This is a genomic window from Microcoleus sp. Z1_A1 (genome assembly GCF_036700305.1).
GTDB lineage: Bacteria > Cyanobacteriota > Cyanobacteriia > Cyanobacteriales > Microcoleaceae > Microcoleus.
Genome location: NZ_JAUBOR010000016.1, coordinates 79,454 through 104,149, shown reverse-complemented (window position 1 = coordinate 104,149; position 24,696 = coordinate 79,454). Strand labels below are relative to the sequence as shown.

The following is a 24,696-nucleotide window of genomic DNA, read 5'->3' as shown; positions in this document are numbered from 1 at the left end:
GTCAGGTTCGTTCACAATCGTCCTACTAAATTAGCCACCATTAATCCTAGTACAACCGGCTGAATCGGCTTAACCATATGCCTTTGAAAACCAGCTTCGATCGCCATTTCGCGTTCTTTATCGCTCGCATAGGCAGTCAGCGCCGCGGCTGGGATTTCTCCTCCGGCTTCCGCAGCAAGAGCTCGCACTTCTCGAATTAAGAAATACCCATCTTCCTCTGGCATTCCGATATCGGAGATGAGCACGTCATATCTGCCCGGATATTCAGTCAAAGCAGCGATCGCACTTCTGGCAGATGCAACAGCCAAAACCTCCGCCCCGTAGCCTTCAAGCACAAATTGTAAGAAGTCGCGCGTATCTATCTGATCGTCTACGGCTAAGATGTGCAAGCCTTCTAGAGAGGGGACGCGATCGCTAGAGGCGTTTAAAGGCCCTACCAAAGCAGTTGACTTTAAATCGATCGCCGATGTCAACTCTTGAGGTAGCGATCGCAACGGCAATCTCACAGTCATTGTAGTTCCTTGTCCCTCACCCGGACTTTCGGCTTGCACCGTTCCCCCGTGCAATTCAACCAGGTGACGCACGATCGATAAACCCAATCCCAGCCCTTGATTGGTCTTAGTGCTGCTGGCATCACCTTGATGGAAACGATCGAAAATATACGGCAAAAATTGTGCCTCAATCCCTTTTCCCGTATCGCTGACTCGAAGTTCAGCATGATTCTCAATCGCCGATAGCATGATTTCCACTCGTCCCCCCGCCGGAGTAAACTTAATCGCATTAGACAGAAGATTCCACACAACTTGCTGCAAGCGATTAATATCTCCTAAAACACTCGTAGAAATCAACTCCGAAACAATTTGAATGTTTTTTGCCTCGGCTGATAATTGAACCCCCTCCAGCGCTGCTTGCACCACTAACCGCAGATCGATCGGACAAATGCACAGTTGAAGCTTGCCGCTGGTAATCCGGGAAATATCCAGGATATCTTCGATTAACTGAGATTGCGCCCTCGCGCTGCGCTCGATCACCTCTAAAGCCTTAGTAACGGCTGGTTCCTTCAGTTCCCCCGAACGCAGAATTTGTGCCCAGCCCAGGATCGGAGTCAAAGGATTGCGTAATTCATGGGAGAGATTCGCCAGAAATTCATCTTTACTACGGTTGGCTGTTTCTGCCTGTTGGCGGGCCAACTGTTCATGCAGTAATAACTGCGATCGTACAGTCTCAAACTGCTTGCGCTGCGTGATATCCTCGATCGACAACAGAATCATTAAAGCTTGATCTTCTCGTTCAAGTTTACAAGCATTCAGCAGCATGGTTTTCTGCCCGATCTGCTCAAACAGGTGATCCAACTCAAAGTTTTCAAGCTGAACATCACTAACCAGAATATCTTCCAGAATCCATCGCAATTGCGGGATATTCCACTGCCCATTTCCCAATTCAAACAGCGAAGATTGCGCTGTTTCTGGGGATGAAACCTGAAACGTTTCATAGAACGAGCGATTTGCTTTATTCACTCGGAAATCAGCATCTAGGACGACTAAAGGCGTTTGCACAGTTTCCACAATGGTTTCAGCATAATTTCGGGCCTCCTCCAAGGTTCTGGCACTGCGTTTAAGAGCATCGATATCGAGCAAAACCATCACCACACCGTCAATCTGGTTTTCCGTTGTCCGGTAAGGACGAATGCGGAGGTTGTACCAATATCCCGATAAAGTTTGAACTTCTTGTTCTTTCGTCTGGAGAGTATCAATCACCTCCAAAATCATCTGTTCCAAGTCAGGAACGTTCAGAGTTGAGCGGATGTCGCTAAAAGGCCGTCCAACATCTGTGGGAATCACACTAAAAATTTGCTGTGCCGTTGGCGTAAAGCGTCGAATCTGTAAATCGTTTGTCAGCATTAAAATAGGGATATTGATACTGGAAAGCAAATTTATCAGATCGTTATTCACCAGGCTTTGTTCAGTATTGCGGCTGCGAAGTTCATCGTTAGTGGTAGTGAGTTCCTCGTTAGTGGCTTGAATCTCTTCTTTGGCAGTCTCTAACTCCTCATTCGTGCTTTGCAACTCCTCGTTGCTGGATAGGATTTCTTCGTTGGCAATTTTGAGGTCTTGGTTGAGACTTTCCTGATCCTGGATCACCGCTTGCAGTTGAGATTGAGCCGCAGTTTTTTCTTGGTTAGCCGCTGCAACTTGCTGGCTCAGCAGCTCAATTTCGCGCACTAAATCAGCTTGCTCGAAGCTTTCAGAAGGGAGAGTGCTGAAGTTAAGCACGGGGGGTGCAGCCTCTTCAAATACCACCAAAAAGTAGCGTCCTTCGACCGCCGGTGGCCCGAAGGGAATCACCTCAAAATTGACGATACTCGATCGTCCGCCCGATTCAAGCAATACCCTTTCTTTCCTAATGGTTACGTTCTGCGTTTGTGCCTGATAAATCGCGGTGCGAAGCTCAACCAGCAAGCCTGCCCTTGCCATTGCCAGCAAGTTTAAGTCGGGCGTTCCGGCTACCACTCTCAAGTAAGGATCGATGTCTCCCCGCACTTGCAGGATTTTCATCTGCTCGTTGACAACCACACTGGCTGGGGCATATCGATTTAAAATCAGTTGGTCAGTTTCTTGTTGTAAATCCAAGCTATTCGTAAAATTGTTTTTCACTTCCTCCCGTTCACGTGCTTTAGCGACGGGATAGGAACTCGGCGTAAACGAAAAATGGGGACGAGTCGCAGTCAACTTTTTGGCATAAATTTTAGACTTTTTATCCACTGAAGTAAACAAGTAGGAAAATTCTCCGGTACTCTCAGAAGTGCCTAACAGGAGAAAGCCCGTTGGCTTAAGACTGTAATGGAAAATCGGCATCACTTTTTTTTGCAATGACTCTCCCAAGTAGATCAGCACATTGCGACAGCTAACTAAATCGATATTGGAAAAAGGCGGGTCACTGCCTAAGTCTTGTCGGGCAAATACACAAAGTTCGCGGACTGCCTTGCTGATTCTATAGCTACCTCTTGCTTCGGCAATAAAGAAGCGAGTACGTCGTTCTGGTGAAACATCTACCATCTGGTTTTCTGAGTAGACGCCACACCTCGCTTTGTTGATAGCGTGTTCGCCAATGTCCGTGGCAAAAATCTGGATCGGTGGCTGAATGGCTCGATCGCCCAAAAACTCTAACAAGCAAATGGCGATCGAATAAACTTCTTCACCTGTCGAACATCCCGCCACCCAAATCCGAATCGGAGTTTCGGCCGATTTATTTTTGGTAATCGTGGGGAAAACCAGTTCTTTTAACTTTTCAAAGGCTTCGGGATCGCGGAAGAAACTGGTAACGTGGATCAGGATTTCTTCATACAGCGCTGTGACTTCAGCCGAATTGTGTCGAAGATGTTGGGCGTAATCATTCAAGCTTTCCAGCTTGTACAACACCATCCGTCGCTGGATGCGTCGAGCGATCGTCCTGGGTTTGTACTGGCTAAAATCAACGCCTGTGGTGGATTTCAGCAGCGCAAAAATAGTAGCCAGGGCATCTCCCTGTTCGGGCGATTCCTCAACTTTTGTCATGGCAAGCGGGCCAGTGAGAAGCGGATTGTGACTATAGTTTGCCAGTTCCTCGGCAATTTTTTCCGGTGGCAGAACGAAATCGACATTGCCTGTCGCAACAGCGGTATTCGGCATACTATCGAATTTTGCTGTGTCTTGACATTGAGCAAAAGTCATGCCTCCGGCTGCTTTGATTGCCTTGAGCCCGAGTGAACCGTCTCCGTCTCCCCCGGATAATACTACGGCGATCGCTTTGTGCCCGCGATCGATCGCCAATGAGGTAAAAAACGCATCTCCCGGCATATATTTGCCATAAACCTTCTCGCGCGGTGATAGTTGCAGGACGCCTTTAGATAGCACCATCTTGGTGTTAGGCGGAATAACGTAGACTTGATTGGGTTCTACAGCTACGCCGTCTTTTACCTCATTCACAGGCATTTGGGTGGTTCTCGCGAGAATCTCGCTAAGCAGACTTTTGTGATTGGGATCTAAATGCTGAATCAGCACAAACGCCATACCCGTATCGGCCGGTAAATGGCTGAGTAACTGCGTGAATGCTTCCAACCCTCCTGCTGAGGCGGCAATTCCAACAATGGGAAAGGGGGCATCGGTTTCGGTTAATTGTTCGCTGTCGAGGGCGGCTGGTGCGATGGCTTCGGGTGTATTTTCTGGAGATAATTGAGGAGAAGTCATGCTATGAAGTCGAGGACTTCAGCTATTCAGCAACCTACAGTTCTCGCAAGATGCCGCTGAAGAACCCGTACTATACTTAAGTATACCTTAAGTTATGGGTATTATGCAACTCATTTAATGAGTAAGTATACTGTTGGAGCCATGATCTGAGCGCTCTCGAACAACTCTATCTGCTGTTGGGGCGATCGTAACGAGAGGCTGGCAATAACCAAGTAGTATATCTGCTTGCCTACTTAGCTTTTTTCACCGACAAGTGTAGCAGACAGCGGGATTACTGATTCCGTATTAATTCTAGCAGTATAAGCGACTTGTGCGCCTTGTATTCCTTTTAAATCTTCTACTCGTTTTTGAATTTCGGAGACTCCAGCAGCTTTTAATGCTGTTAAAAATGCTTCGTCGCTGTAAACATCTTCGGAAAATGAAACTTCGTCACTTTTAGAAAGATTTTGAATGCGGGCGGCTTTGTTGACTGTAGAGCCAAAATAGTCGATCGAATTATTAAGATTTACCAGCAAAGCCGTACCTCGGTGAATGCCAATTCTGACTTGAATCCACTCTTGTGGTTGGCGAGTTGAGTTATACTCTCTCAAACAGGCTACAGCACCAGCGGCAGCCATAATTGCTTGTTCGTTGCTGATAAAGGAAGCCATGACAGCATCGCCGATGGTTTTAATGACTTTACCGCCAAATTTCTCGATCGACTCAAAGAAAATTTCAAAATGATCGCGCACAATATTGTAAGCTTTGGTATCTCCCAGTGTTTCGTACATTCTGGTAGAACCGGTAATATCAGTAAACATAATAGTAATCGCCCGAATCTTGACTCGCTCTCTTTCCGAGATTACTCGATCGCCGAACAAACGCTTATAATCCGGGTGATGAAGCAGTTGCATTCCTGATAGTCGCAGGGGCAGTTTTTCTACTGTCAATTCATCGGGCAATTCATCGGAATGCAAAATGAGTCCCGACAAATTGTGTTCGGCATTAGTTAATTCTATCTTGACTTTTCCCGGACGCACGGCAAGCTCTTTTTTATCGAAATCTGGGCCGGCCAACTGCTGGAGTTGAATTTCTTGTATCTCTTCTGTTTCTTCGCCTTCCACCTTTAAAATCCCTTTAGCTAAAGTCAGGGGACAGCAGTAGCGATATCGACCTTTTTCTAAGGTGACAATCTGCGATTCGGTGCAGTAGAGAGGCGTTACCAGTTGCAGTTTGCTCTGGAGTACGGGAGGGGGAGCGCAGACGGGCCGCAGTTGCGGGTCTTCGATTTCTTTGTTCAGGGAAAAAGTGACTTCCACACGATCGAGCAAATCAATGTTAAACTCGCGCTCGCACATCGGGCAAAAAGACATTTCTGATGTGTCTGCCAAATCCTTAAATTCTTCTGTAATCATGTTGCAGTGGGGGCAGTGAATATCCCAGTGCAAGTCGAAGACACCGGCTTTTACTCCGTGCAGAAATTCGGAAGTAATTTTTTTAACATTCTTGACTGTATCGCCTGCTACGTAGTAAGGATTAATTCTCAATCTCTGCAAAATGTGGGAACCGATTAACCAGTTTTCGATTTGGTCGATCGTTCCTTTGCTCGAATTGGGACGTTTTTTGAGCTGTTCTAATTTTTCTTTTAATAGTCCGATTTTCATGATTCACTTGCCTTTGAGCCTCATGGCAAGAAATTTCTAAGTATTCTTTTGTGTAATTTGCTTGTCTAGTGTGTTTTTGCCTGAGAATGCTGATGAGTTGGGGAGCATCTCATATTTGTAAAAACACTTCTTCTGGCTCCTTCCTTCTTCCTCTTCTCTCTTCTCTCCTGCCTCCTGCCTCAAAACTCCTGCCTCAAAACTCCAATTTCTAGCGGAGGCCTGCTTTCATTGAGATGCTCCCGATGAGTTGGCACTTGTGCGGATGTCCCTGATGTTTGTAAATCTTAACAAATTAGCAGCGTAAAGGCTAGGTTTATTTAGGCAGATCGATCGCGCTGTCACTTGTTTTAATTCCAAGTGCGATCGCTGCATCTGCCTGCAGGAACATATTAAATTGTTGGTAATTGGTAATTGCTAATTGGTAATTGCTAATTGTCAACCACTAAGTAGGGAGACAGCAATGCCCATAGGTGTCAACTTAAGCTGTTAGCTCGCCAAGTTCGTTAGTCATCCCGTCAGTCCGCCAGGGGTTTCAACCCTTGCCGGACTATGGGTTTAACGTTAAGTTGACACCTATGGGCAATTCCGTTTCCCTACAAATGCCCGCGTACTTTTCAGAATTGATATTAATTGGTAATTAATGATTGGTAATTGGGACGTTTAAGGCAAAAAAAAAGAGGGAATTTTCCCTCTTTTAATCACACTAACTGTGATCTTATTCTTCCGTCGCAGGAGGGATTTCTTCCTCTACATCTAATACTGCTTCGGGTGCTGCTTCGGGTGCTGCTTCGGGTGCTGCTTCGGGTGCTACTTCGGGTGCTACTTCCGGCAGATCCTCTTCCATTGCTGAGGGCACATCTTCGAGTTCGTCGGAGAAGTCATCATCAGCATCAGTTGAGTCTACAGGAATGTCTATGCCTGCTTTAGCTTGCTTTTGAGCCAGCATTTTCTCGCGGAACTTAGCTGCCATTTCCTCAGCTTTTTCGTATACCAATTCGCGATTTTTGACCATCGCGCCCGGTTCCGGTTCCAACTGCTTGGTTGAGAGAGAAATCCGGCCCCTCTCGGCATCCAAGTCAATGATCATCACTTTCACTTCGTCGTTGACATTGAAGACGCTATGAGGCGTATCGATGTGATCGTGTGAAATTTCCGAGATGTGCAGCAAGCCGCTGACGCCGCCGATGTCGATAAAGGCACCGTAAGGCTTGATACCGCGTACTGTACCGATGACGACTTCCCCGACTTCGAGGCGGTTCATCTTGCGCTCAACTAAGGCGCGACGATGGCTCAATACTAAGCGGTTGCGGTCTTCGTCTACCTCTAAGAATTTTAATGGTAATTCTTCGGCGACTAATTCTTCCTTCGGTTTGCGGGTACTGATGTGAGAACCGGGAATAAAGCCTCGCAAGCCTTCTATTCTCACGAGTGCGCCGCCGCGGTTGGTGGCAAATACTTGCGATCGTACTGTGGCATCTTCTGCTTGCAGTTGTCGCACTCTTTCCCACGCCCGCATATATTCGATGCGCCGGATGGACAGGGTTAATTGTCCGTCTTCATTTTCATCGGTTAGAATGAAAAATTCTCTGGTTTCGTTTGATTGCAATACCTCTTCAGGGCTTTCCACTCGATTGATGGACATTTCCTGAATGGGAATGTAAGCTGCTGTTTTAGCACCGATATCAATCAGAGCGCCCCTCGGTTCTATACTAAAAACTGTACCCGCTACTACATCGCCCGGGCTAAAGTGATAGTCATATTTATCAAGTAGGGCTGCAAAATCTTCGTGAGTAAAGCCGATGTCTTTGACTGTGGTTTTGAGATTGACCATGCGAATAGTTTCCTAGGATTTCTCTCCTTCATGTTTTTCGTTTGTGCCGGCAGATATTCGAGATTTTGGTGAAAAAGCGATTAACTTTTTTCAAAATCTTTTACTAAAGTCAGTTTTCGCTAACTTTTGCCAGGTGCAACTGCACACCAGCGCTTGCCATTACTGTTACTCCATACTCTGTGTTAAAACGTTGAATCTTAACATTCCGAGTCAAGTAGACTATTTTGACACTCTCAGGTATAAATAAACTGAGATTCTTCGTTCAACGAGCCGACTTGCTGGCGACAGGATTACTCCAGTCTAAGTAGAGGTCGGTTTCTCCAGAAGCGTAAATTTCGGTATGTCCTACCGTATTTAATTAGTCACCGAGCTTTAGTTAGGTTTTGTTCAAATGCGAGCTTTCCTAAACTGCAACACCGTTAGGTGTGACTACGCACTCAACTAATCCAGTTAAGTTTTTACGTTGTCTAGTTATACTCTATTTTAGACCGATGACGATCATATCACACCCAGCACTGTTACTGAGAAAAAAGAACACTCGCTCGAATGAGAGTCCCTTGAGTCGCTATTCCTCCGGGCCTTCATCGGGACACGGTTTTCAATCTCAAGCGAATATTTCTCTAAATTAATTTAAGCGAGCTTAGCTGGGAGTTGCACAGGATGCTGGGCTTTCTCGATCGACTGCTTCGGAATCCGGCAAATCTGCGTCAAAATTTGTCCCTGTTTCTGTATCTTCAGCTTCGTTGAGGGGATTCTGAAGGTGATTTAGGGTATCTACAAAATCTCGGATGCCTCGAAATTGCCGATATACCGAGGCAAAACGGACATAAGCGACTTCGCTGAGGGGTCGCAGGTGCAACAGCACCAGTTCCCCTATTTCTGAACTGGCGATTTCTCGGAGCGATCGACCTTGAAGTTGTGCCTCGATTTCTTCTGCCAGAGTTTCGAGATGCCCGGAAGACAAACCGGTTTTTTCGCAGGCCCGAATCAATCCCCGAACTAATTTTGACCTGTCAAAAGATTCGCGCTTGCCGTCCCGCTTGATCACCGTAATCGGCACAAATTCTATGCGTTCGTAGGTTGTGAAGCGGTGCTGGCAGTTCAAACACTCACGCCGCCGACGGATGCTTTGACCTGATTCGGCTGAACGCGATTCTAGAACGCGGCTATTTGTGTGTTGGCAGGAGGAACAGCGCATGATTGCTGATTTTAACAGGCATTGCCAGCAAATTGCCATTCATCTAACCGCTTGGGGTCTGATGAATGGCTGGACTAGAAAAATCACTTAGCACACAGCGGTGAAAGAGTCCCGCACCAAATTAGATCGCTATGATGCGGGCTAACCGCAGTCCGGTTCAGGATATTTTGGACTTACCGCAGGCGTATAGCTAATTATTTGCCAATCCGGGGAGGTTCCCGAAATGCGATCGCAAAAAATAGTACGCCTATGGCTAAAGCCAGAATCAAAATGTAAGCAACACTTTCCATGTTAAATTTTCCCTATCTTCCCTTGCCGTATTATTTTATCGTGAACAAACCTGACGGTCAACTGAGTACAGTTAGACCGCAGGCTTCTTTTTCCTTTTTTTCAAAGGCTTTTTATAGTGAGGTAGTTCCACCCCCACTTGCTAATATAGTATCAGAGTATTTCCCGATCATCTTGGGGTTTAAAAGAATAATTGTCGGTTTCGGTACCAAAACCCAACAAACCTTTCATCCCAAGGAGTAATTCCCAACGAGGTACGGGGCCGAGCGCTCAGATTAATCCCCTCTAAATATACGTTCGGGACTTCCCGGCTGGTAGTTAATTGCTGGTTTTATTATTAACTAAAAAAACCCGGTTTCTTGAAGAAACCGGGTTTTTTACACCGGGGATGTTTCCCGGCTAGCCAGAGGCTGGCAAAATTTAGAGAGGTTCTTGTCTTCTGGTGGTCACGTCGCCCAGTTTTTGGAACAGGCCCCACTCGACTTGTTCTTCCAAGTCAGCCTCAACTCCAGCAAACACGTCGCGGAAAATAGTCCGAGAACCGTGCCAGATATGGCCGAAGAAGAATAGCAAAGCAAAGCAAACGTGTCCGAAAGTGAACCAACCGCGAGTCGAAGTGCGGAAAACGCCGTCAGAATTCAAGGTTTCGCGATCGAATTCAAACACTTCACCCTTTTGAGCAGCGCGAGCAAACTTCTTAACATCTAGAGGATTATTAAAGGTTTGACCGTTAAGTTCACCACCGTAGAAGCTGACGGTAACTCCGCTTTGTTCAAAGCTGTATTTTGATTCAGCACGGCGGAAGGGGATGTCAGCGCGAACGACCCCATCTTTGTCCGTCAAAATTACTGGGAAAGTTTCAAAGAAGTTGGGGAGGCGGCGAACCGACAATACCCGACCTTCGCTGTCAGTAAATACTGGATGGCCCAGCCAAGATTTAGCAATACCGTCGCCATTGACCATCGCGCCGGCCCGGAACAAACCGCCTTTAGCAGGAGAGTTGCCCACGTAGTCGTAGAAAGCCAATTTTTCGGGAATTTGTTCGTAAGCGGATTGGAAGCTAGCGCCACCGGCCAAGCTAGCTTGAGCTCTGCGATCGATTTCTTGTTGGAAATAGCCGCTGTCCCACTGATAGCGAGTCGGGCCAAAAAGTTCGATCGGAGTTGCAGCAGAACCGTACCACATCGTACCCGCAACCACAAAGGCTGCGAAGAACACGGCAGCGATACTGCTAGAAAGTACAGTTTCGATATTCCCCATCCGCAGGGCTTTGTAAAGACGTTCCGGCGGCCGCACTGTCAAGTGGAACAAACCGGCAATTACGCCGACTACGCCCGCTGCAATGTGGTGAGCCACGATGCCGCCCGGATTGAACGGATCGAAGCCTTCAGGGCCCCAAGCAGGCGCCACTGGCTGGACGTGACCGGTCAGGCCGTAGGGGTCGGACACCCACATTCCGGGGCCAAAAAGTCCCGAAAGGTGAAATGCGCCGAAGCCGAAGCAGAGCAAGCCGGAGAGGAACAGGTGAATGCCAAACATTTTTGGCAAGTCGAGGGCTGGTTCACCGGTGCGAGGGTCTCTGAAAAGTTCTAAGTCCCAAAATACCCAGTGCCAAACTGCTGCTAAGAACAGCAGGCCAGAGAGGACGATGTGAGCGATTGCGACGCCTTCAAAGGACCAGAAGCCCGGATCGACGTTACCTTCGCCAGTGATGCTCCAACCGCCCCAAGAACCCGTAACTCCCAAGCGAGTCATGAAGGGCAACACGAACATCCCTTGACGCCACATTGGGTTCAGAACTGGGTCTGTGGGGTCAAAAACTGCTAGTTCATAAAGGGCCATTGAGCCGGCCCAACCTGCCACGAGGGCTGTGTGCATTAAGTGTACAGAAATCAATCGGCCTGGGTCATTTAAGACGACTGTGTGTACGCGATACCAGGGTAGTCCCATTGACTGCGGTTCTCCAAGGTGTAAGTGATGATGTCTATTTTTACGGAAAAATCAGATTCTCAATCCCCAGCAGTTACCTGCAGGGTTTAAACTCTGCCTTTTGCCGACTGCCATCTACCTTCAAAGGTGGAGGCATAAAAATGAAAGTTATTTAAAGAAGTGTATCGAGTGTTAGAACCGATTGCAATATGTTGAGCATTACATTAGTTGCGGGTTGCCCATTTCGCAGCGGGCGGCGATCGTCCCGAGGCGTTCGAGGACTTGCTCGGCATCGATCAGTCTGGTGAGGGTGACGTTGCCGATATTTTTGGCGGGATCGGCGGGATCGGGACGGACTGCGGGTTGGACTTCTACCATGAGTACGGCGTCTTCTACGCGGTAGAGCCACATTTTTTCGTTGCGATCGGAAAGACAGAGGTTGAGCTGTTGGATGTCCGGCGCCCGCCTCCAGGCGGCGTGACTCCACTCGCCGCCGACGCCCCAAACGCGCCCAACTTTCCAGCCGTCGGATAAGAAGAAGTATTTCACTTGTGTACGCTTGTTGAGATTTTTTTGTCTAACATAACGCAAAACTGGAAAAGTACGGAATTGTTGAACCGCGAAGACGCCAAGGACGCGAAGGAAGAGGAGAGAAGATGTAGGTAATCTGCAAGCTGTTGGGTAAATCTACAGAATTGTCCGATAAGTTTCGGTCTGGTCGATCGGTAAAATATCCAATCTTAGATTTTTCAAGTCGAGTGCAGTTCCCAGCATTTCGAGGAGGAATACTCGTCACAGCGGCTCGCTTGGGTCAGAAAGTTCTAAACATTCAAATGTGCCTTCGGGCCCTAACAAGGTTGTGGTAATTTTGCTGTTTTGGTCGCTGGCTGTCGATCGCATCATCTTAATCTCGGTTAATATGCGCCAATTATGAGCGTTCGATATTTGACCAAACTTTTTAATATACTATATAATGGTATTAAATGACAGGTGCCCTGAACTGCACGGGGAGGTATGGTACGGTTGAGATACCGTGCGCCTGTCAGAGACAAGGTGCCCCGAACTGCACGGGGAGGTATGGTACGGTTGAGATACCGTGCGCCTGTCTAAAATCTTATTCAATAAAGGAACCCAGGACTCTCGCAGTCGTGGGTTTCTGATTAAATACCTTTCTTCGCTTAGGGAAGGAGTTCGCGATCGATCGAGCCTTCAAAGTTGTTTTCAGCGTGCATATAAATATTGTTATTCGATCGACTATTGTCTATAATATGCTATGTAAGGCATAATCGATCCAAATGACATGGAACATTCAGTTTCACTTTGATTTTTACTCTGAGTTTAGCGAATTCCCCACTGATGTCAGATTAGAGCTTTTAGCAAAACTCACACTGTTACAAGAATTTGGCCCAAACCTCAAGCGTCCTCACGTCGATACTCTCAATGGTTCTACCTACACCAATATGAAAGAACTTAGGTTTCAGGCGGCTGATGGAGTTTGGCGAGTCGCTTTTGCATTTGACCCCCGCAGAGAAGCGATTTTGTTGGTAGCTGGGGACAAATCGGGTAGTAGTGAGAAGCGATTTTACAAGCAAATAATTAAGATAGCAGATAGTAGATTTACCGACCATTTGAATAAGTTAATGGAGCCAGAAACCGATGACAATTAGCCTGAAGACTATTATGGATAATTTGCCTCCCGAACAACGAGCAATAGTCGAAAAGCGATCGGTTGAATTAATGGCTGAAGAAATGACATTGCAAGACTTACGAAAAGCCAGAAAATTTACTCAGATTCGCATGGCAGAATTATTAAATATGCGTCAAGAAAATGTCTCGCGACTAGAACGCCGTGCGGATTTGTTGGTATCTACTTTGCAAAGTTATATCGCGGCAATGGGTGGGGAGTTGTCATTTGTCGTAGAATTCAAAGATCGACCCCCCGTAAAAATTACTGGATTAACATCGATGTTTGAAGAAAGCAGCTACACTAATGGAGAGGAAGAGTTTTAATTGAGGAACACCTGTTGTTAAAGTGAGAGCGATCGAACCTTTTCGCATCTAGAGACCGACGATCAAAAACATCGTATCCGATAAGTACGCATCCGCATTAAACTCTGAAGTCAATTAGACATCTTCTAAAAAGATTTTGTCAGCCTTTCCCTACCTGGACTAAAACCTAATTTTGCCAGATGTCTATTATTCAATCTAAAATCTAAAATCTAAAATCTAAAATCGAATGACTGCACAAACACCAGTACAATTCCAAGACAGTTTCGACATCATCGTAGTAGGTGGCGGACACTCCGGCTGCGAAGCCGCCCTCGCCACTTCTCGCCTCGGCTGTCGCACCCTTCTCCTCACCCTCAACCTCGACAAAATTGCGTGGCAACCTTGCAATCCGGCTGTCGGCGGCCCGGCTAAAACCCAACTTACTAACGAAGTTGATGCGTTAGGCGGGGAAATTGGCAAAATGGCCGATCGCACTTACTTACAAAAGCGCGTCCTCAACGCTTCGAGAGGCCCCGCAGTGTGGGCGCTGAGAGCACAAACAGACAAGCGGGAATACGCCGCTGTGATGAATAATATTGTTGAAAACCAACCCAATTTGACCATCCGCGAAGCGATGGTGACAGACTTAGTTTTGGGCAAAAACGAAGAAGTTATCGGAGTCGAAACATACTTCGGCGTCGCTTTTGAATGCAAAGCAGTAATTCTGACAACAGGTACTTTTTTAGGTGGCACGATTTGGGTGGGCAATAAGTCGATGCCCGCCGGACGGGCGGGAGAATTTGCCGCCGTTGGTTTGACGGAAACTCTCAATCGTTTGGGCTTTGAAACTGGCAGGTTAAAAACAGGAACTCCGGCAAGAGTTGACAAACGTACTCTCGATTACACCAACCTGGAACCGCAGCCAGGAGATGCAGAGGTTCGCTGGTTTAGTTTCGATCCAGAAGTTTGGATCGAACGGGAACAAATGCCTTGTTATTTGACTCGAACTACGCCAGCAACTCATCAATTAATTAGAGACAATTTGCACCTTTCTCCAGTCTACGGCGGCTGGGTTGATGCGAAGGGGCCACGCTATTGTCCGAGTATTGAAGATAAGATTGTGCGGTTTGCAGATAAGGAAAGTCACCAGATTTTTATTGAACCGGAAGGTAGAGATATTCCAGAACTTTATATCCAAGGTTTTTCTACTGGTTTACCGGAAAATTTGCAATTGCAAATGCTGCGGACTCTTCCGGGTTTGGAAAAGTGCGAGATGATGCGCCCTGCTTATGCTGTGGAGTACGATTATTTGCCGGCAACTCAGTGCTTTCCCACGCTGATGACTAAGAAGATTGAAGGGCTGTTTTGCGCGGGTCAGGTGAACGGTACAACTGGATATGAGGAGGCGGCTGCACAGGGGATTGTGGCGGGGATTAACGCAGCCCGGTTTGCGAAAAATCAGGAGATGATTGTGTTTCCTCGCGAGCAAAGTTATATCGGGACTTTGATCGATGATTTGTGTACGAAGGATTTGCGGGAACCTTACCGGATGTTGACTTCGCGATCGGAATATCGGCTATTATTGCGATCGGACAATGCTGACCAACGCTTGACGCCGCTGGGACGGGAAATTGGTTTGATTGACGATCGCCGCTGGGAGTTGTTCGATCGCAAACAAGCTAATATTGTGGCAGAGAAGGAACGGTTGTACTCGACGCGGGTGAAAGAGCACGAGGAAGTAGGGAAGGCAATTTTTGCTGACACTCAACAAGCAATTAAAGGTTCAATTACTCTGGCTGATTTGTTGCGTCGTCCTGGTTTTCATTATGTGGATTTGGAACGCTACAATTTAGGCAATTCTAGTCTGAAGTTGGCTGAGAAAGATGGTGCAGAAATTGACATCAAATATTCCGGCTACCTGCAAAGACAGCAAAATCAAATCGATGACATTGCCAAACACGAACGCCGACAATTGCCTGCGGATTTGGATTACATGGCAATTACAACTCTATCCAAAGAATCGCGGGAAAAATTGGCTAAGGTGAAACCGCTGACGATTGGCCAAGCGGCGAGAATTGGCGGAGTAAATCCGGCTGATGTTAATGCTTTGTTGATTTTTCTGGAAGTGCGAAACCGTCAGCAGCCAGCGGGTGTAGGAAAATAACCTCAACTAGAGGTGTTTCAAAGCTGCCTTCAATTTTATGCAATATACCAATCCTTGCAGGAGTCGTAAACTTTTTACCCCACCCCAACCCTCCCCTTATCAAGGGGAGGGAGTAAGAAATTCACAAATGATGCGAGGATTGCTATAGTAGTATGAAAAAGTTTGGCTATTGTGGCACCACTTTTTTGTTTGGCGGCTTTCATATTGATGGATATAGATTCTGGGCTTTGCTGAGTCACGGTATGAATCAACTTTTATCGGAATTTACAAAACTCACCCGACTTGGCTTATAAAAACTCCGAAATCGGGAATGGATACCTGTATTCAGCAACGCCACAAAAACAGAAAACTGGCAGAATGTCAACTATAATTGATGAAACTCTGCCAGTCTATTGTAGATATTTATCAATCCTCGAACCCCAACTTCCATAAAGAGTGCGAGAGAGAGTGGGAGAGTGGGAGAGGGGGAGAGGGGGAGAAGTGGGAAACACAGTTAAATTCATCCGTGTATCCGTGTCCGAATCCGTGTCGTGCCTTCCTTCTTCCCTCTTCCTTCTTCCTTCTTCCTTCCTTTAATGTGCCCAGAGAATCACGCCAGCTTCATAAGGACTGCTGAGATTATCGTGCTTCGGCAAAACCCGCAAGGACAAGCCTTGCAAACCGCTAGAAGTATAAGTAATGTCAGCCGTATAAAGGCTAGCATTCTGAGAATCTTCACCCAAATACTCCATCACCACCGGCACGCCACCAATGATATCGCCGTTAGCATCAACCGAGCCTTGATAAAGTTCAACTTGCACGTCTGCAGGCGTCAATCCCATCAGATTAATCCGAGATTTAACAGAGATCGACTGATTGACCTTAACTTCCTTATCCTGGGAAATATCAACAGCCTCAATCTTAATATCGTGCCATTTCGCGAGAACGTGCTTCTTCCAGTGAGACAACTCCTTGGCCGGAGCGCAATTATCCGAAGTCATGGTGTGGTAGCGATCGCTCACCGGGAAATATGCGCGCCGCGCGTAATCCTTCACCATCCGAGCCGTATTGAACAAAGGACAATTCAAGCGAATAGAATCCTTCATTTTCGCCGTCCAACCGCGGGGAATTCCATCATCATCCCGGTTGTAAAATAGGGGTACAACTTCTTTTTCCATCAAGTCGTACAAAGCATTAGCCTCGACATCATCCTGATACTTAGTATCTTCGTAAAATTCCCCATGTCCGATCGGCCAACCGGTACGAACATAATCAGCCTCATCCCACCATCCGTCAAGAATGCTCAGATTCGGCAAACCATTCATCGAAGCTTTCATCCCGGATGTACCCGAAGCCTCACGCGGGCGGCGCGGCGTATTCAGCCACACATCGCAGCCAGACACCATCATCCGAGCAACGTTAATGTCGTAGTTCGGTAAAAACACCATCGAGCTCATCGTCTCGTGCTCGCGGATGAAGTGAACGATATCCCGAATCAATTCCTTACCCGGAATATCCATCGGGTGAGCCTTCCCAGCAATCACAAACTGCACCGGGCGATTTTGATCCCGCATGATCCGCATAATTCGATCGACATCGCGCAAAAATAGCGTCGCCCGCTTGTAAGTAGCAAAGCGGCGGGCAAACCCGATCGTCAGCACCTTCGGATTGAGAGCCTCCCGCGCGTGTTCGATTTCCGTTTGGGCCGCACCGCGCTCGCGCAAAGTCTTTTGCAGCCACTCCCGCGCGAACACCACCAACTCCGATCGACAGCGTTCGTGATTGCGCCACAATTCCTCATCAGGAATCGACGACAGCCTGTCCCATAGACGATCGTCCTTACCGGTCATTTCCCAGTCCGGGCCAAGGTATCGATCGTACAACTCCTGAGTAGACTTCGCCACACAACTGCGAGCGTGCACCCCGTTGGTAATCGAAGTAATCGGTACTTCTTCCTGGGGCAAACCCGGCCACAAACCCTGAAACATCGGGCGCGACACCACACCGTGCAAAGCCGCCACCCCGTTGACAAAACTCGACATTTTAATTGCCAAAATTGCCATATTCAGAGGTGCGGACAAATCGCCAGTATTCTCCCGGCCCAATCCCAGAAACTCATCTTGCGACAAGCCAAACATCTTGGGATAGTGACTCAGATAGTGCATCACCATATCCGGCTCGAACAAGTCAAACCCAGCAGGCACAGGAGTGTGAGTCGTAAACATACTGCTCGAAACCACCACCTGTTCCGCTTCCACGAAACTCAGGTGATATTCCTCCATCAGCATCCGAATGCGTTCCAAAGCCATGAAAGCCGCGTGGCCTTCATTCATGTGATAAGCCGTAACTGTCAGCCCCAATGCCTTGAGCATTTTCACGCCACCGATGCCCAGCATGATTTCTTGGTGCATCCGCAGAGTTTTATCACCGCCATACAGTTGGTCGGTAATATCTTGGTCGTAGCGGCTGTTAGGTTCAATATTTGTATCCATTAGGTACAAAGGAACCGTTCCCACTTGTACTCGCCAAATCCGGGCATACACCTTGCGGCCGGGATAGTCTACCTCAATCCGCAATTCCGAACCGTCGGGATTGCGTTCTGGGTGCAGCGGCATATTGTAGAAATCATTGAGCGGATAGCGTTCTTGCTGCCAGCCGTCGGCGTTGAGATACTGCGAAAAATAGCCTTCTTGGTAAAGCAGGCCGACACCGACTAAGGGCAAGCCCAAATCGCTAGCTGATTTGAGGTGGTCGCCTGCGAGCACGCCCAAACCGCCGGAATAGATGGGTAGGGCTTTAACTAAGCCGAATTCCATCGAAAAGTAAGCGTAGCATTCTTGCTGCTCGGTGCCGCGCTGTTTCCGGTACCAGGCGCGATTTTTGAGATAATCGTCTAACTGCTGGGCTGCTCGGTTCATTTGGGCAATGAAGCCTTCGTCTTCTGCCATTTCTTGCAGTCGCTCTTGAGATATGGTTCCGAGCATCAGCACCGGGTTTTGGTTGCTGGAGTCCCACAGGTCTCGATCGAGGCGGCGGAAGAGGTCTTTGGTATCGACGTTCCAGTCCCAGTGCAAGTTGTAGGCAAGCTTGCGTAGGGGTTCGAGAATTGTCGGTAGCGAGGGGGAAACGTTAAATGTGCGAATTGGCTGCATAGACAAAGCATTTATGTTGGGGTAGCGATATTTTCCTCTGTCTTTAGGTACAAGTCCGTTATTCTGCACACTATTTTAAGTTTTAACCAGTTCATGCACGATGCCATCAAGCAGACGAAACGGAAGCGCAGGTCGTTCGATGTGAGCGAACTAGCCGTTTTCGGCTGCGATAACTGTCGCAAGAAGGCCTCGCCACCAGACCATCACGACTGGACGGCGATCTGTCTTGAGTGCGGCAACGAGTTTTCCTACAGTGGCTGCTCGTGCGACGGCTGCTGCGGCGGGACGTATGCGGGTTTCGGCGGTGGTCGCACGACTTTTTACGTGTAACGTTCGCAAGACTTGCACGCAGCGTTACAACCTAACGCAGTCGTAAGTCGCAACCCAATTAAGCAATTTTCACTTGTTGCAACTGAGAATTTAGCAATAGCTTCCTAGCATCATTGGCTGATAGTGCAGGGCTGAAATAATGACCCTGAATTTCTTGACAGTGCAGTTCGCGCAAACACTCTAACTGCTCTTTAGTTTCTACTCCTTCGGCTACCACGCTCAAGTTCAAATCTCGCCCCAGGGTCGCTACAGCCTTGGCGATCGCCCGTTCGCAGGGATCGGTCGTCAATCCGCTGACAAACGACCTGTCTATTTTTAAGATATTCAAGGGAAACTTTTTGAGATAATTTAGAGAACAATAACCCGTGCCGAAATCGTCCAGCGCAATTTGCACTCCCATATTCTGCAACTCCCTGAGAACTTTTGTGGTATAATCCACATCTTGCATGGCTGTAGTTTCGGTAATTTCTAACTCTAAATATTTGGGTGCTAAACCAGTTTTTTCCAAGCAGTTCGCTACCATTTCTAATAAATTAAATTGCTGGAACTGCCGAGCCGAAACGTTGACTGCTACCCGCAAATCTGGCTGCAAAGCATCCTGCCAAGCTTTATTTTGAGTGCAGGCTGTTTGCAGCACCCATTCCCCAATAGGTACAATGAGTCCGTTCTCTTCGGCGATGGGAATAAATGTAGCGGGAGTAACTAAACCTAATTGTGGATGTTGCCAGCGCAGCAGAGCTTCCATGCCCTGAATTTGCCAAGTAGTAATGTTGACTTTTGGCTGATAGAAAACCTCAAATTCTCCTTGTTCTAAAGCCTCGTGCAGTCTGTGTTCTATAGTTAGTAAATGGCTGCAGTGGGGATTAAGTGTTGAAGTATATAACTGATAGTTATTTCTTCCCATTTCTTTAGCGTAGTACAAGGCAGCATCGGCATTTTTGACTAAAGTTTCGGCCTCTTCACCATCATCGGGATAAAGGGCAATGCCGATGCTGCTGCTAACATGAAACGGTTGTCCTTCTAGTTTAAATGGTGGCTTTAAATTGTTGAGTATTCTTTGAGCTGTTTTAACGGCATCTTCTAAGCAATTGATGTCGGGAAGCAGTATGGTAAATTCGTCGCCTCCCCAGCGGGCTACCGTGTCAGTCGATCGCAAAGTGTCGCTGATGCGTCCGGCAAAACCTTCTAACAGGCGATCGCCCGCAGCGTGACCTAGTGTATCATTAATCTTTTTGAACCTGTCCAAGTCTAAAAACATCACAGCAAGCATTTTTTTTGTTTGTTTAGCTTGTTTTAAGGACGCCAGCAGCCTCTCGTTAAACAGTATCCGGTTCGGTAAACCGGTGAGTTGGTCATAAACAGCTTGATAGCGAATAATTTCTTCAGCTTGCTTGCGCTGAGTAATGTCCATCATCGTGCCGATCGCCCTGACTGCTTGGCCACTTTCATTGCGGATGATATAGCCGCGATCGAGCACAAAAACATATCCCCCGTCTGCACGGTGAAAGCTGTATTCTTCCGACCAACATTGAGCGTCTGAGTTCATTGTTTGGTTGAAGCTAAACATCACTCTTTCCCGTTCTTCGGGATGAATATTTAACCACCAAGATTCTAATTCTATCGTCTGAGTTTCGTTGAGTTTGTATCCAAATACTTTTTCAAATTCTTCGCTCAACCAATACTCATTTTTTAACAAATCAAAATCCCATACGGCATCATTTGTCGCCCGCGTCAGCAGGTGAAAGCGTTCTTCGCTTTTGCGTAGTTTTTCTTCGGATTGCACCCGTTCCGTTACATCCCGAAAGCTGAATACTCGACCAGTAATTTTGCCTCCCGTGCGCTGAGGCAACGAGTAGCGCTCGAAGATTCTGCCATCTGTTAACTCAATGATATCGTAACTTTCTTCGGTAGGGCGATCGGACAATTCTTTAGCACGGTTGAGAAATATTTCCGGATATTTTAACTGGTTGATTCCAAAGGCCAAAATTTGGTTGTTATCTCTCGAATCCAGCAGGAAATCCGGCAACTGCCACATTTCGGCAAACTTGCGGTTAAAGGTGAGCACTGTGCCTCCACTGTCAACCGCCAGAATACCGTCAGCAGTAGATTCAATGGTTGCCTGAAGCAAGGAAAGAGATGTTTCTCGTTCTAACTCTGCTAATTTGCGATCGCTGATGTCAAATGCTGTGATTAATATTGAGGCTTTTTTTTCAAATTTTATAATATCTACAGTTGCTTCAATCCAGCGCATTTCTCCAGTTTTCGTGACTATTACTAATTCATATTTAGAGCCTGCTGTTGAGCGCGCATGACTGGATTTACCCCATTTTTTAACTATTTCTATAAAATCTAGATGAATTAAGTCGTATAAATCCAATGCTAGTAATTCTTCGCGAGTATATCCTGTCAGAGCTTCTGTCTCAGCATTGACATAGCGGAACTGTCTGCGGTGATAGATAAATGCAACAGCATTAACAGTTTCTATCAGTTGGCGAAACTTTTTTTCACTGCGTCGCAAATTTCTTTCAACCTGCTTGCTTTCGGTAATGTTTTGTGCTATGTATAACTTACCGCTGACCTTGCCTTGACTGTCGCAAATAATTGAAATAGAAAGCAGTACAATTATTTTTTTTCGCTGTTTAGAAAGGTAGACTTTTTCCACGTTGTGGACAGAACCTTCGGCTGTTAAACTTCCTAAATCTAACACCGGGGCTGGTGATTCACTTTTCTTAAAAAGTCCGGCTATTGGTTTGCCTAACAACTCTTTTTTAGAGTATCCCAAAAGTTGACAGGTAGCTTGGTTTAACGATAGGATATGACCGCCTGGAGTCGTCGCGATTATCGAGACGTTCATTTCCTCACAAATATCGAGAGCATATTCGGCAGTTTGCTGCAAATCTTGGGTCATCTGGGCAATAGTATGCCAGATATCCTGTTCTTTTTTTGGATATAACACTTTTTCTCCTTTTGGTAGCTTGTCATTCTCTGTTTCAGACTTCGGCTTGATTAACCTCATCGTCTTGGATAAGCTATTTACTGTCTTCTCCCGGATCAATAATGAAATTACTAAACAAAGACAAACCAGAAAATAACCGATGATTTTTAACCTAACATTAGGTTCTTCTTTATTGGTATTTTGAGAGTTAATCTGATTGTAATTTGGTAATATTCGTGGTTCAATTTGGGATAAATGATTCAAAAATAATGCGGCGCTTCCAGAGGTAAGGGGACGAGATGCCGATCGCAAATAGCTATGTTTTTGAGACAGCACCAAAACCCTTTCTACAGGGTGAGTGCCAGATTCACCCCATACACTTATCGGTAATATTTTTGCACTCATGCTAGATTCCACACCAAAAATAGCAACCGCGAAATATCCCCAAATTAATTGAAAAATTATTTTCATTTGCTCTATTTCCTAAGATAAAATACTTTTTTAGTAACCAAAAATTGTAAAAATCTTAGCAGAAGTTTCTCTGCCATAGGAAAACCCAGCCACCATTAATTCATGTGGATTTGTAAATTAAATTTTAGCCAGGTAATAACTTAGCTTTATAACTAATTACAATTTTAATCTTAATTTAAAATGTGTCATCAGCCATTGTGCCACAAATTATCCGCCATTCTGCCTAGACACCGGGTGGAAGCGCGCTAAAATTAGATAATTCCCGCAAGGAGGCGATCGGGATTTGTTAGAAAAATAAACAATTAGCTTAAAATCTATGCAGAGGTCCACTAATTGAACCCATGAGTCAGACCATCCCAGAACTCCAAAAAGAAGTCCGCGCGCTAGAAGCAGAACTTACCGCCCTGCAAGAGTCGCGGGAAAAACTTGGCGTAGAGCGCTCAGAGTGCCGAGTGGCAGTCAGTTTTCCCAAAAATAATACTCCTGAAGCCATTGCCGAGTTCCACCAGCAAACTGCTGCTTTTGGGGAGCAGTGGTTGCAGCAAATCCAGGAAATTGACCGAGAGACTAAAAATATTGAAAAGCAACTGCAACAAAAACAGGCTTTACTCAATTACAAGCAAGGTGAACTAGAAAAGTTGGTGGCCGGAGAGCACTGGCAAGAACTAGAAAACAAAGTTCAAACCGGGGAAAAGCGCTTGCAAACACAAGCTCGCAGAATCAATCAAGCAGCAGCGCAGCTACAGGCAGAAATCCAAGCTTTGAAAGCACTGTACGACCAACTCAATCCGAGTTATTCCGAGTGGTTTCAACAACCAACTCAAATAGTCAAATTTTCAGCCACAACTATTCCTTACGCTGTTCCCAGCAGCAGCGGGTTGATATTGGAGAATAAGGAGATTGAGTGGGAAAAGAAGTAGTTTTGGATTGTAAATTTAAAAGGTAAATTAGTGATTTGAATGTCGCCGTCGAACCATCTAATAAGGAATGAGAATTAAATAACTTCCACAAGTTTGTGGGATGGGCTCTTATAGCCCGTCATGAGTGGACGGGCGGGACGCCCATCCCACAATAACAATTAAAATTGTAAGTTATTTAATTCGCGATCCTAAGCAATACAGATTCGACGGCAACATCGCAAGGCTTTTTCCTGCAGTTTTATATAAAAAATATAAAACTGCCTCTGGCGCAGCTAATTTTAAGATTTTTGAGTTTCTTTTTTGGAAACAGGTTTATTTTTAACTCTGGTGTGAACCTAAAATCTAAAATATAACTGTTATGAACGCATCAACCGGGTTTTACGAAAAGACTTTGTGGCTGCCCTCGCTTCCGCTAAAAAACCCGGTTTATGGGAGTGAGGAGTGCGTAAGCTCTGTCTAAAATTTCAAATAGACTTACTAATGAAACAATTGATTTGGATAGCGCTATTTATTGTGGTTGCGGTGACGGCTGCGGGTTGGGGTTCTGACTCGTGGCAGCGGTTGTCGGCTGTACCCGAAGTTGGGATCGATCGCAATATCCACACTTCCCAAAAACCGTCTCCCTTACCGCTTCCTGCTGAAAAAAATAGTTTTTTTCAGCCCCAAATTGACCCGTCTCGGTTGTGGAAACACGTCGATAGTTTAGCAGGAGAACGCGATGGAGAACGAGATCGCTCTTTTACTAGAGACTACATTTCCCAACAACTAAAAACATTAGGATTTTCCGCAGAGTTGCAGCCGTTCGATCGCGGAATCAATGTCTTCGCTGAGAGAAAAGGCACTGACTCAAACGCCGGTGCAATTTTAGTAGCAGCACACTACGATACTGTACCAAACTCCCCCGGCGCTGACGACAATGCGACGGGAGTTGCAGTAGTTTTAGAAGTAGCAAGATTGCTGGGTTCTCGCCCCACGCCTCGGACATTGCAAGTAGCATTTTTCGACAGGGAAGAACTCGGACTTTTAGGCAGTTTAGCATTTACAGGTAGCGACGCGCGGTTAAAAAATTTGCAGGGTGCGATCGTCCTAGATATGGTAGGTTATGCGTGCCGCACGCCCGGATGTCAGCAATATCCCGAAGGATTGACAGCGCAACCTTTTCTAGAAGCATCGGGGGTAACTTCTCCCGATAAAGGCGAGTTTATCGCTGTGATTGGGGATGCGGAACATCCGCAGCTATTGAAAAGTTTTGCGGAGTCGCGAAAAGCCGATTTACCGCCGGTGGTGGCGCTGCCGGTTCCCCTGAAAGGGTTGCTGACTCCCGATGTTTTACGCAGTGACCACGCGCCTTTCTGGTATAAAGGAATTGGTGCTGTGTTGGTGACGGATACTGCAAATTTGCGATCGCCTCACTATCACCAATCTAGCGATACATTAGCAACTATCGATCGACCTTTTTTCGCCGGTTCTGCTCAAATTGTTGTTAATGCCACCGCTAAATTATTGGAAATTCGGTAATCTACTCGTTATTAGGCTCTGCCTGGTAACGCATATCTGGAGGCTCTGCCTCCTATTTTCCCACGCCAAGCAAGCGAGGCAGAGCAAGAGTGAAATCGGTTCATAAAGAATGAGAATTAAATA

At 46.6% G+C, this 24,696-nt stretch carries 15 protein-coding genes; 5 read left to right on the top strand and 10 right to left on the bottom strand.

The window, feature by feature from the left end; all coding sequences use genetic code 11:
• Positions 1-11 precede the first annotated feature (11 nt).
• The 7 genes from QT973_RS13235 to QT973_RS13205 all read right to left on the bottom strand — a co-directional run bounded on the left by QT973_RS13235 (position 12) and on the right by QT973_RS13205 (position 11,664).
• Positions 12-4,226: a chemotaxis protein CheB gene (locus tag QT973_RS13235; RefSeq protein ID WP_333391487.1), complete on the bottom strand. Its 4,215-nt coding sequence runs from the start codon at positions 4,224-4,226 to the stop codon at positions 12-14.
• Between the two features lie 233 nt (positions 4,227-4,459).
• Positions 4,460-5,869: an adenylate/guanylate cyclase domain-containing protein gene (locus tag QT973_RS13230; RefSeq protein ID WP_333391485.1), complete on the bottom strand. Its 1,410-nt coding sequence runs from the start codon at positions 5,867-5,869 to the stop codon at positions 4,460-4,462.
• Positions 5,870-6,584: 715 nt separating this feature from the next.
• Positions 6,585-7,700: a 30S ribosomal protein S1 gene (locus QT973_RS13225; protein ID WP_333051464.1), complete on the bottom strand. Its 1,116-nt coding sequence runs from the start codon at positions 7,698-7,700 to the stop codon at positions 6,585-6,587.
• Between the two features lie 640 nt (positions 7,701-8,340).
• Positions 8,341-8,898, bottom strand: coding sequence for a transcriptional regulator NrdR (gene nrdR, locus QT973_RS13220; protein WP_333051824.1), 558 nt, complete (start codon positions 8,896-8,898; stop codon positions 8,341-8,343).
• Between the two features lie 194 nt (positions 8,899-9,092).
• The gene (locus QT973_RS13215) at positions 9,093-9,188 is read right to left on the bottom strand and encodes a photosystem II reaction center protein T (RefSeq protein WP_006635641.1); all 96 of its coding nucleotides are present in this window, start codon (positions 9,186-9,188) and stop codon (positions 9,093-9,095) included.
• Between the two features lie 418 nt (positions 9,189-9,606).
• Entirely contained in the window at positions 9,607-11,136 is a 1,530-nt protein-coding gene (psbB, locus tag QT973_RS13210; RefSeq protein ID WP_333051466.1) for a photosystem II chlorophyll-binding protein CP47, read from the bottom strand.
• Positions 11,137-11,334: 198 nt separating this feature from the next.
• Positions 11,335-11,664: a hypothetical protein gene (locus tag QT973_RS13205; RefSeq protein WP_039887994.1), complete on the bottom strand. Its 330-nt coding sequence runs from the start codon at positions 11,662-11,664 to the stop codon at positions 11,335-11,337.
• A gap of 746 nt (positions 11,665-12,410) precedes the next feature.
• Between QT973_RS13205 and QT973_RS13200 the strand changes: the two genes are divergently transcribed.
• The 3 genes from QT973_RS13200 to mnmG all read left to right on the top strand — a co-directional run bounded on the left by QT973_RS13200 (position 12,411) and on the right by mnmG (position 15,268).
• Complete coding sequence (locus QT973_RS13200) at positions 12,411-12,782, top strand: type II toxin-antitoxin system RelE/ParE family toxin (protein WP_333051469.1); 372 nt, start codon at positions 12,411-12,413, stop codon at positions 12,780-12,782.
• A complete protein-coding gene (locus QT973_RS13195; protein WP_333051471.1) occupies positions 12,772-13,125 on the top strand; it encodes a transcriptional regulator in 354 nt (117 codons plus the stop codon). The genes QT973_RS13200 and QT973_RS13195 overlap by 11 nt, the downstream gene beginning before the upstream one ends.
• Positions 13,126-13,351: 226 nt before the next feature.
• On the top strand, positions 13,352-15,268 hold the full coding sequence (mnmG, locus tag QT973_RS13190) for a tRNA uridine-5-carboxymethylaminomethyl(34) synthesis enzyme MnmG (RefSeq protein ID WP_333250135.1): 1,917 nt from the start codon (positions 13,352-13,354) through the stop codon (positions 15,266-15,268).
• A 572-nt stretch (positions 15,269-15,840) separates the two neighbouring features.
• Here mnmG and glgP read toward each other — a convergent pair.
• From glgP to QT973_RS13175, 3 genes are all read right to left on the bottom strand, one after another.
• Complete coding sequence (glgP, locus tag QT973_RS13185) at positions 15,841-18,399, bottom strand: alpha-glucan family phosphorylase (RefSeq protein ID WP_333391495.1); 2,559 nt, start codon at positions 18,397-18,399, stop codon at positions 15,841-15,843.
• 150 nt (positions 18,400-18,549) lie between these two features.
• Positions 18,550-18,738 carry a hypothetical protein gene (locus tag QT973_RS13180; RefSeq protein ID WP_333391483.1) on the bottom strand — a complete coding sequence of 63 codons (189 nt, stop codon included), beginning with the start codon at positions 18,736-18,738 and terminating at the stop codon, positions 18,550-18,552.
• Positions 18,739-18,787: 49 nt separating this feature from the next.
• Positions 18,788-22,135: an EAL domain-containing protein gene (locus tag QT973_RS13175; RefSeq protein WP_333391481.1), complete on the bottom strand. Its 3,348-nt coding sequence runs from the start codon at positions 22,133-22,135 to the stop codon at positions 18,788-18,790.
• 341 nt (positions 22,136-22,476) lie between these two features.
• Between QT973_RS13175 and QT973_RS13170 the strand changes: the two genes are divergently transcribed.
• Positions 22,477-23,055, top strand: a complete 579-nt coding sequence (locus QT973_RS13170) for a hypothetical protein (protein ID WP_333051476.1) — start codon at positions 22,477-22,479, stop codon at positions 23,053-23,055.
• 480 nt (positions 23,056-23,535) lie between these two features.
• A complete protein-coding gene (locus tag QT973_RS13165; protein ID WP_333391479.1) occupies positions 23,536-24,573 on the top strand; it encodes a M28 family peptidase in 1,038 nt (345 codons plus the stop codon).
• The last annotated feature ends 123 nt before the right edge of the window (positions 24,574-24,696 follow it).

What these genes read in the sequence shown, in the direction of transcription:
- QT973_RS13235 (WP_333391487.1), bottom strand. Translation starts at nt 4,226, where the DNA reads ATGACTTCTCCTCAATTATCTCCAGAAAATACACCCGAAGCCATCGCA.
- QT973_RS13230 (WP_333391485.1), bottom strand. Translation starts at nt 5,869, where the DNA reads ATGAAAATCGGACTATTAAAAGAAAAATTAGAACAGCTCAAAAAACGT.
- QT973_RS13225 (WP_333051464.1), bottom strand. Translation starts at nt 7,700, where the DNA reads ATGGTCAATCTCAAAACCACAGTCAAAGACATCGGCTTTACTCACGAA.
- nrdR (WP_333051824.1), bottom strand. Translation starts at nt 8,898, where the DNA reads ATGCGCTGTTCCTCCTGCCAACACACAAATAGCCGCGTTCTAGAATCG.
- QT973_RS13215 (WP_006635641.1), bottom strand. Translation starts at nt 9,188, where the DNA reads ATGGAAAGTGTTGCTTACATTTTGATTCTGGCTTTAGCCATAGGCGTA.
- psbB (WP_333051466.1), bottom strand. Translation starts at nt 11,136, where the DNA reads ATGGGACTACCCTGGTATCGCGTACACACAGTCGTCTTAAATGACCCA.
- QT973_RS13200 (WP_333051469.1), top strand. Translation starts at nt 12,411, where the DNA reads ATGACATGGAACATTCAGTTTCACTTTGATTTTTACTCTGAGTTTAGC.
- QT973_RS13195 (WP_333051471.1), top strand. Translation starts at nt 12,772, where the DNA reads ATGACAATTAGCCTGAAGACTATTATGGATAATTTGCCTCCCGAACAA.
- mnmG (WP_333250135.1), top strand. Translation starts at nt 13,352, where the DNA reads ATGACTGCACAAACACCAGTACAATTCCAAGACAGTTTCGACATCATC.
- glgP (WP_333391495.1), bottom strand. Translation starts at nt 18,399, where the DNA reads ATGCAGCCAATTCGCACATTTAACGTTTCCCCCTCGCTACCGACAATT.
- QT973_RS13175 (WP_333391481.1), bottom strand. Translation starts at nt 22,135, where the DNA reads ATGAAAATAATTTTTCAATTAATTTGGGGATATTTCGCGGTTGCTATT.
- QT973_RS13170 (WP_333051476.1), top strand. Translation starts at nt 22,477, where the DNA reads ATGAGTCAGACCATCCCAGAACTCCAAAAAGAAGTCCGCGCGCTAGAA.
- QT973_RS13165 (WP_333391479.1), top strand. Translation starts at nt 23,536, where the DNA reads ATGAAACAATTGATTTGGATAGCGCTATTTATTGTGGTTGCGGTGACG.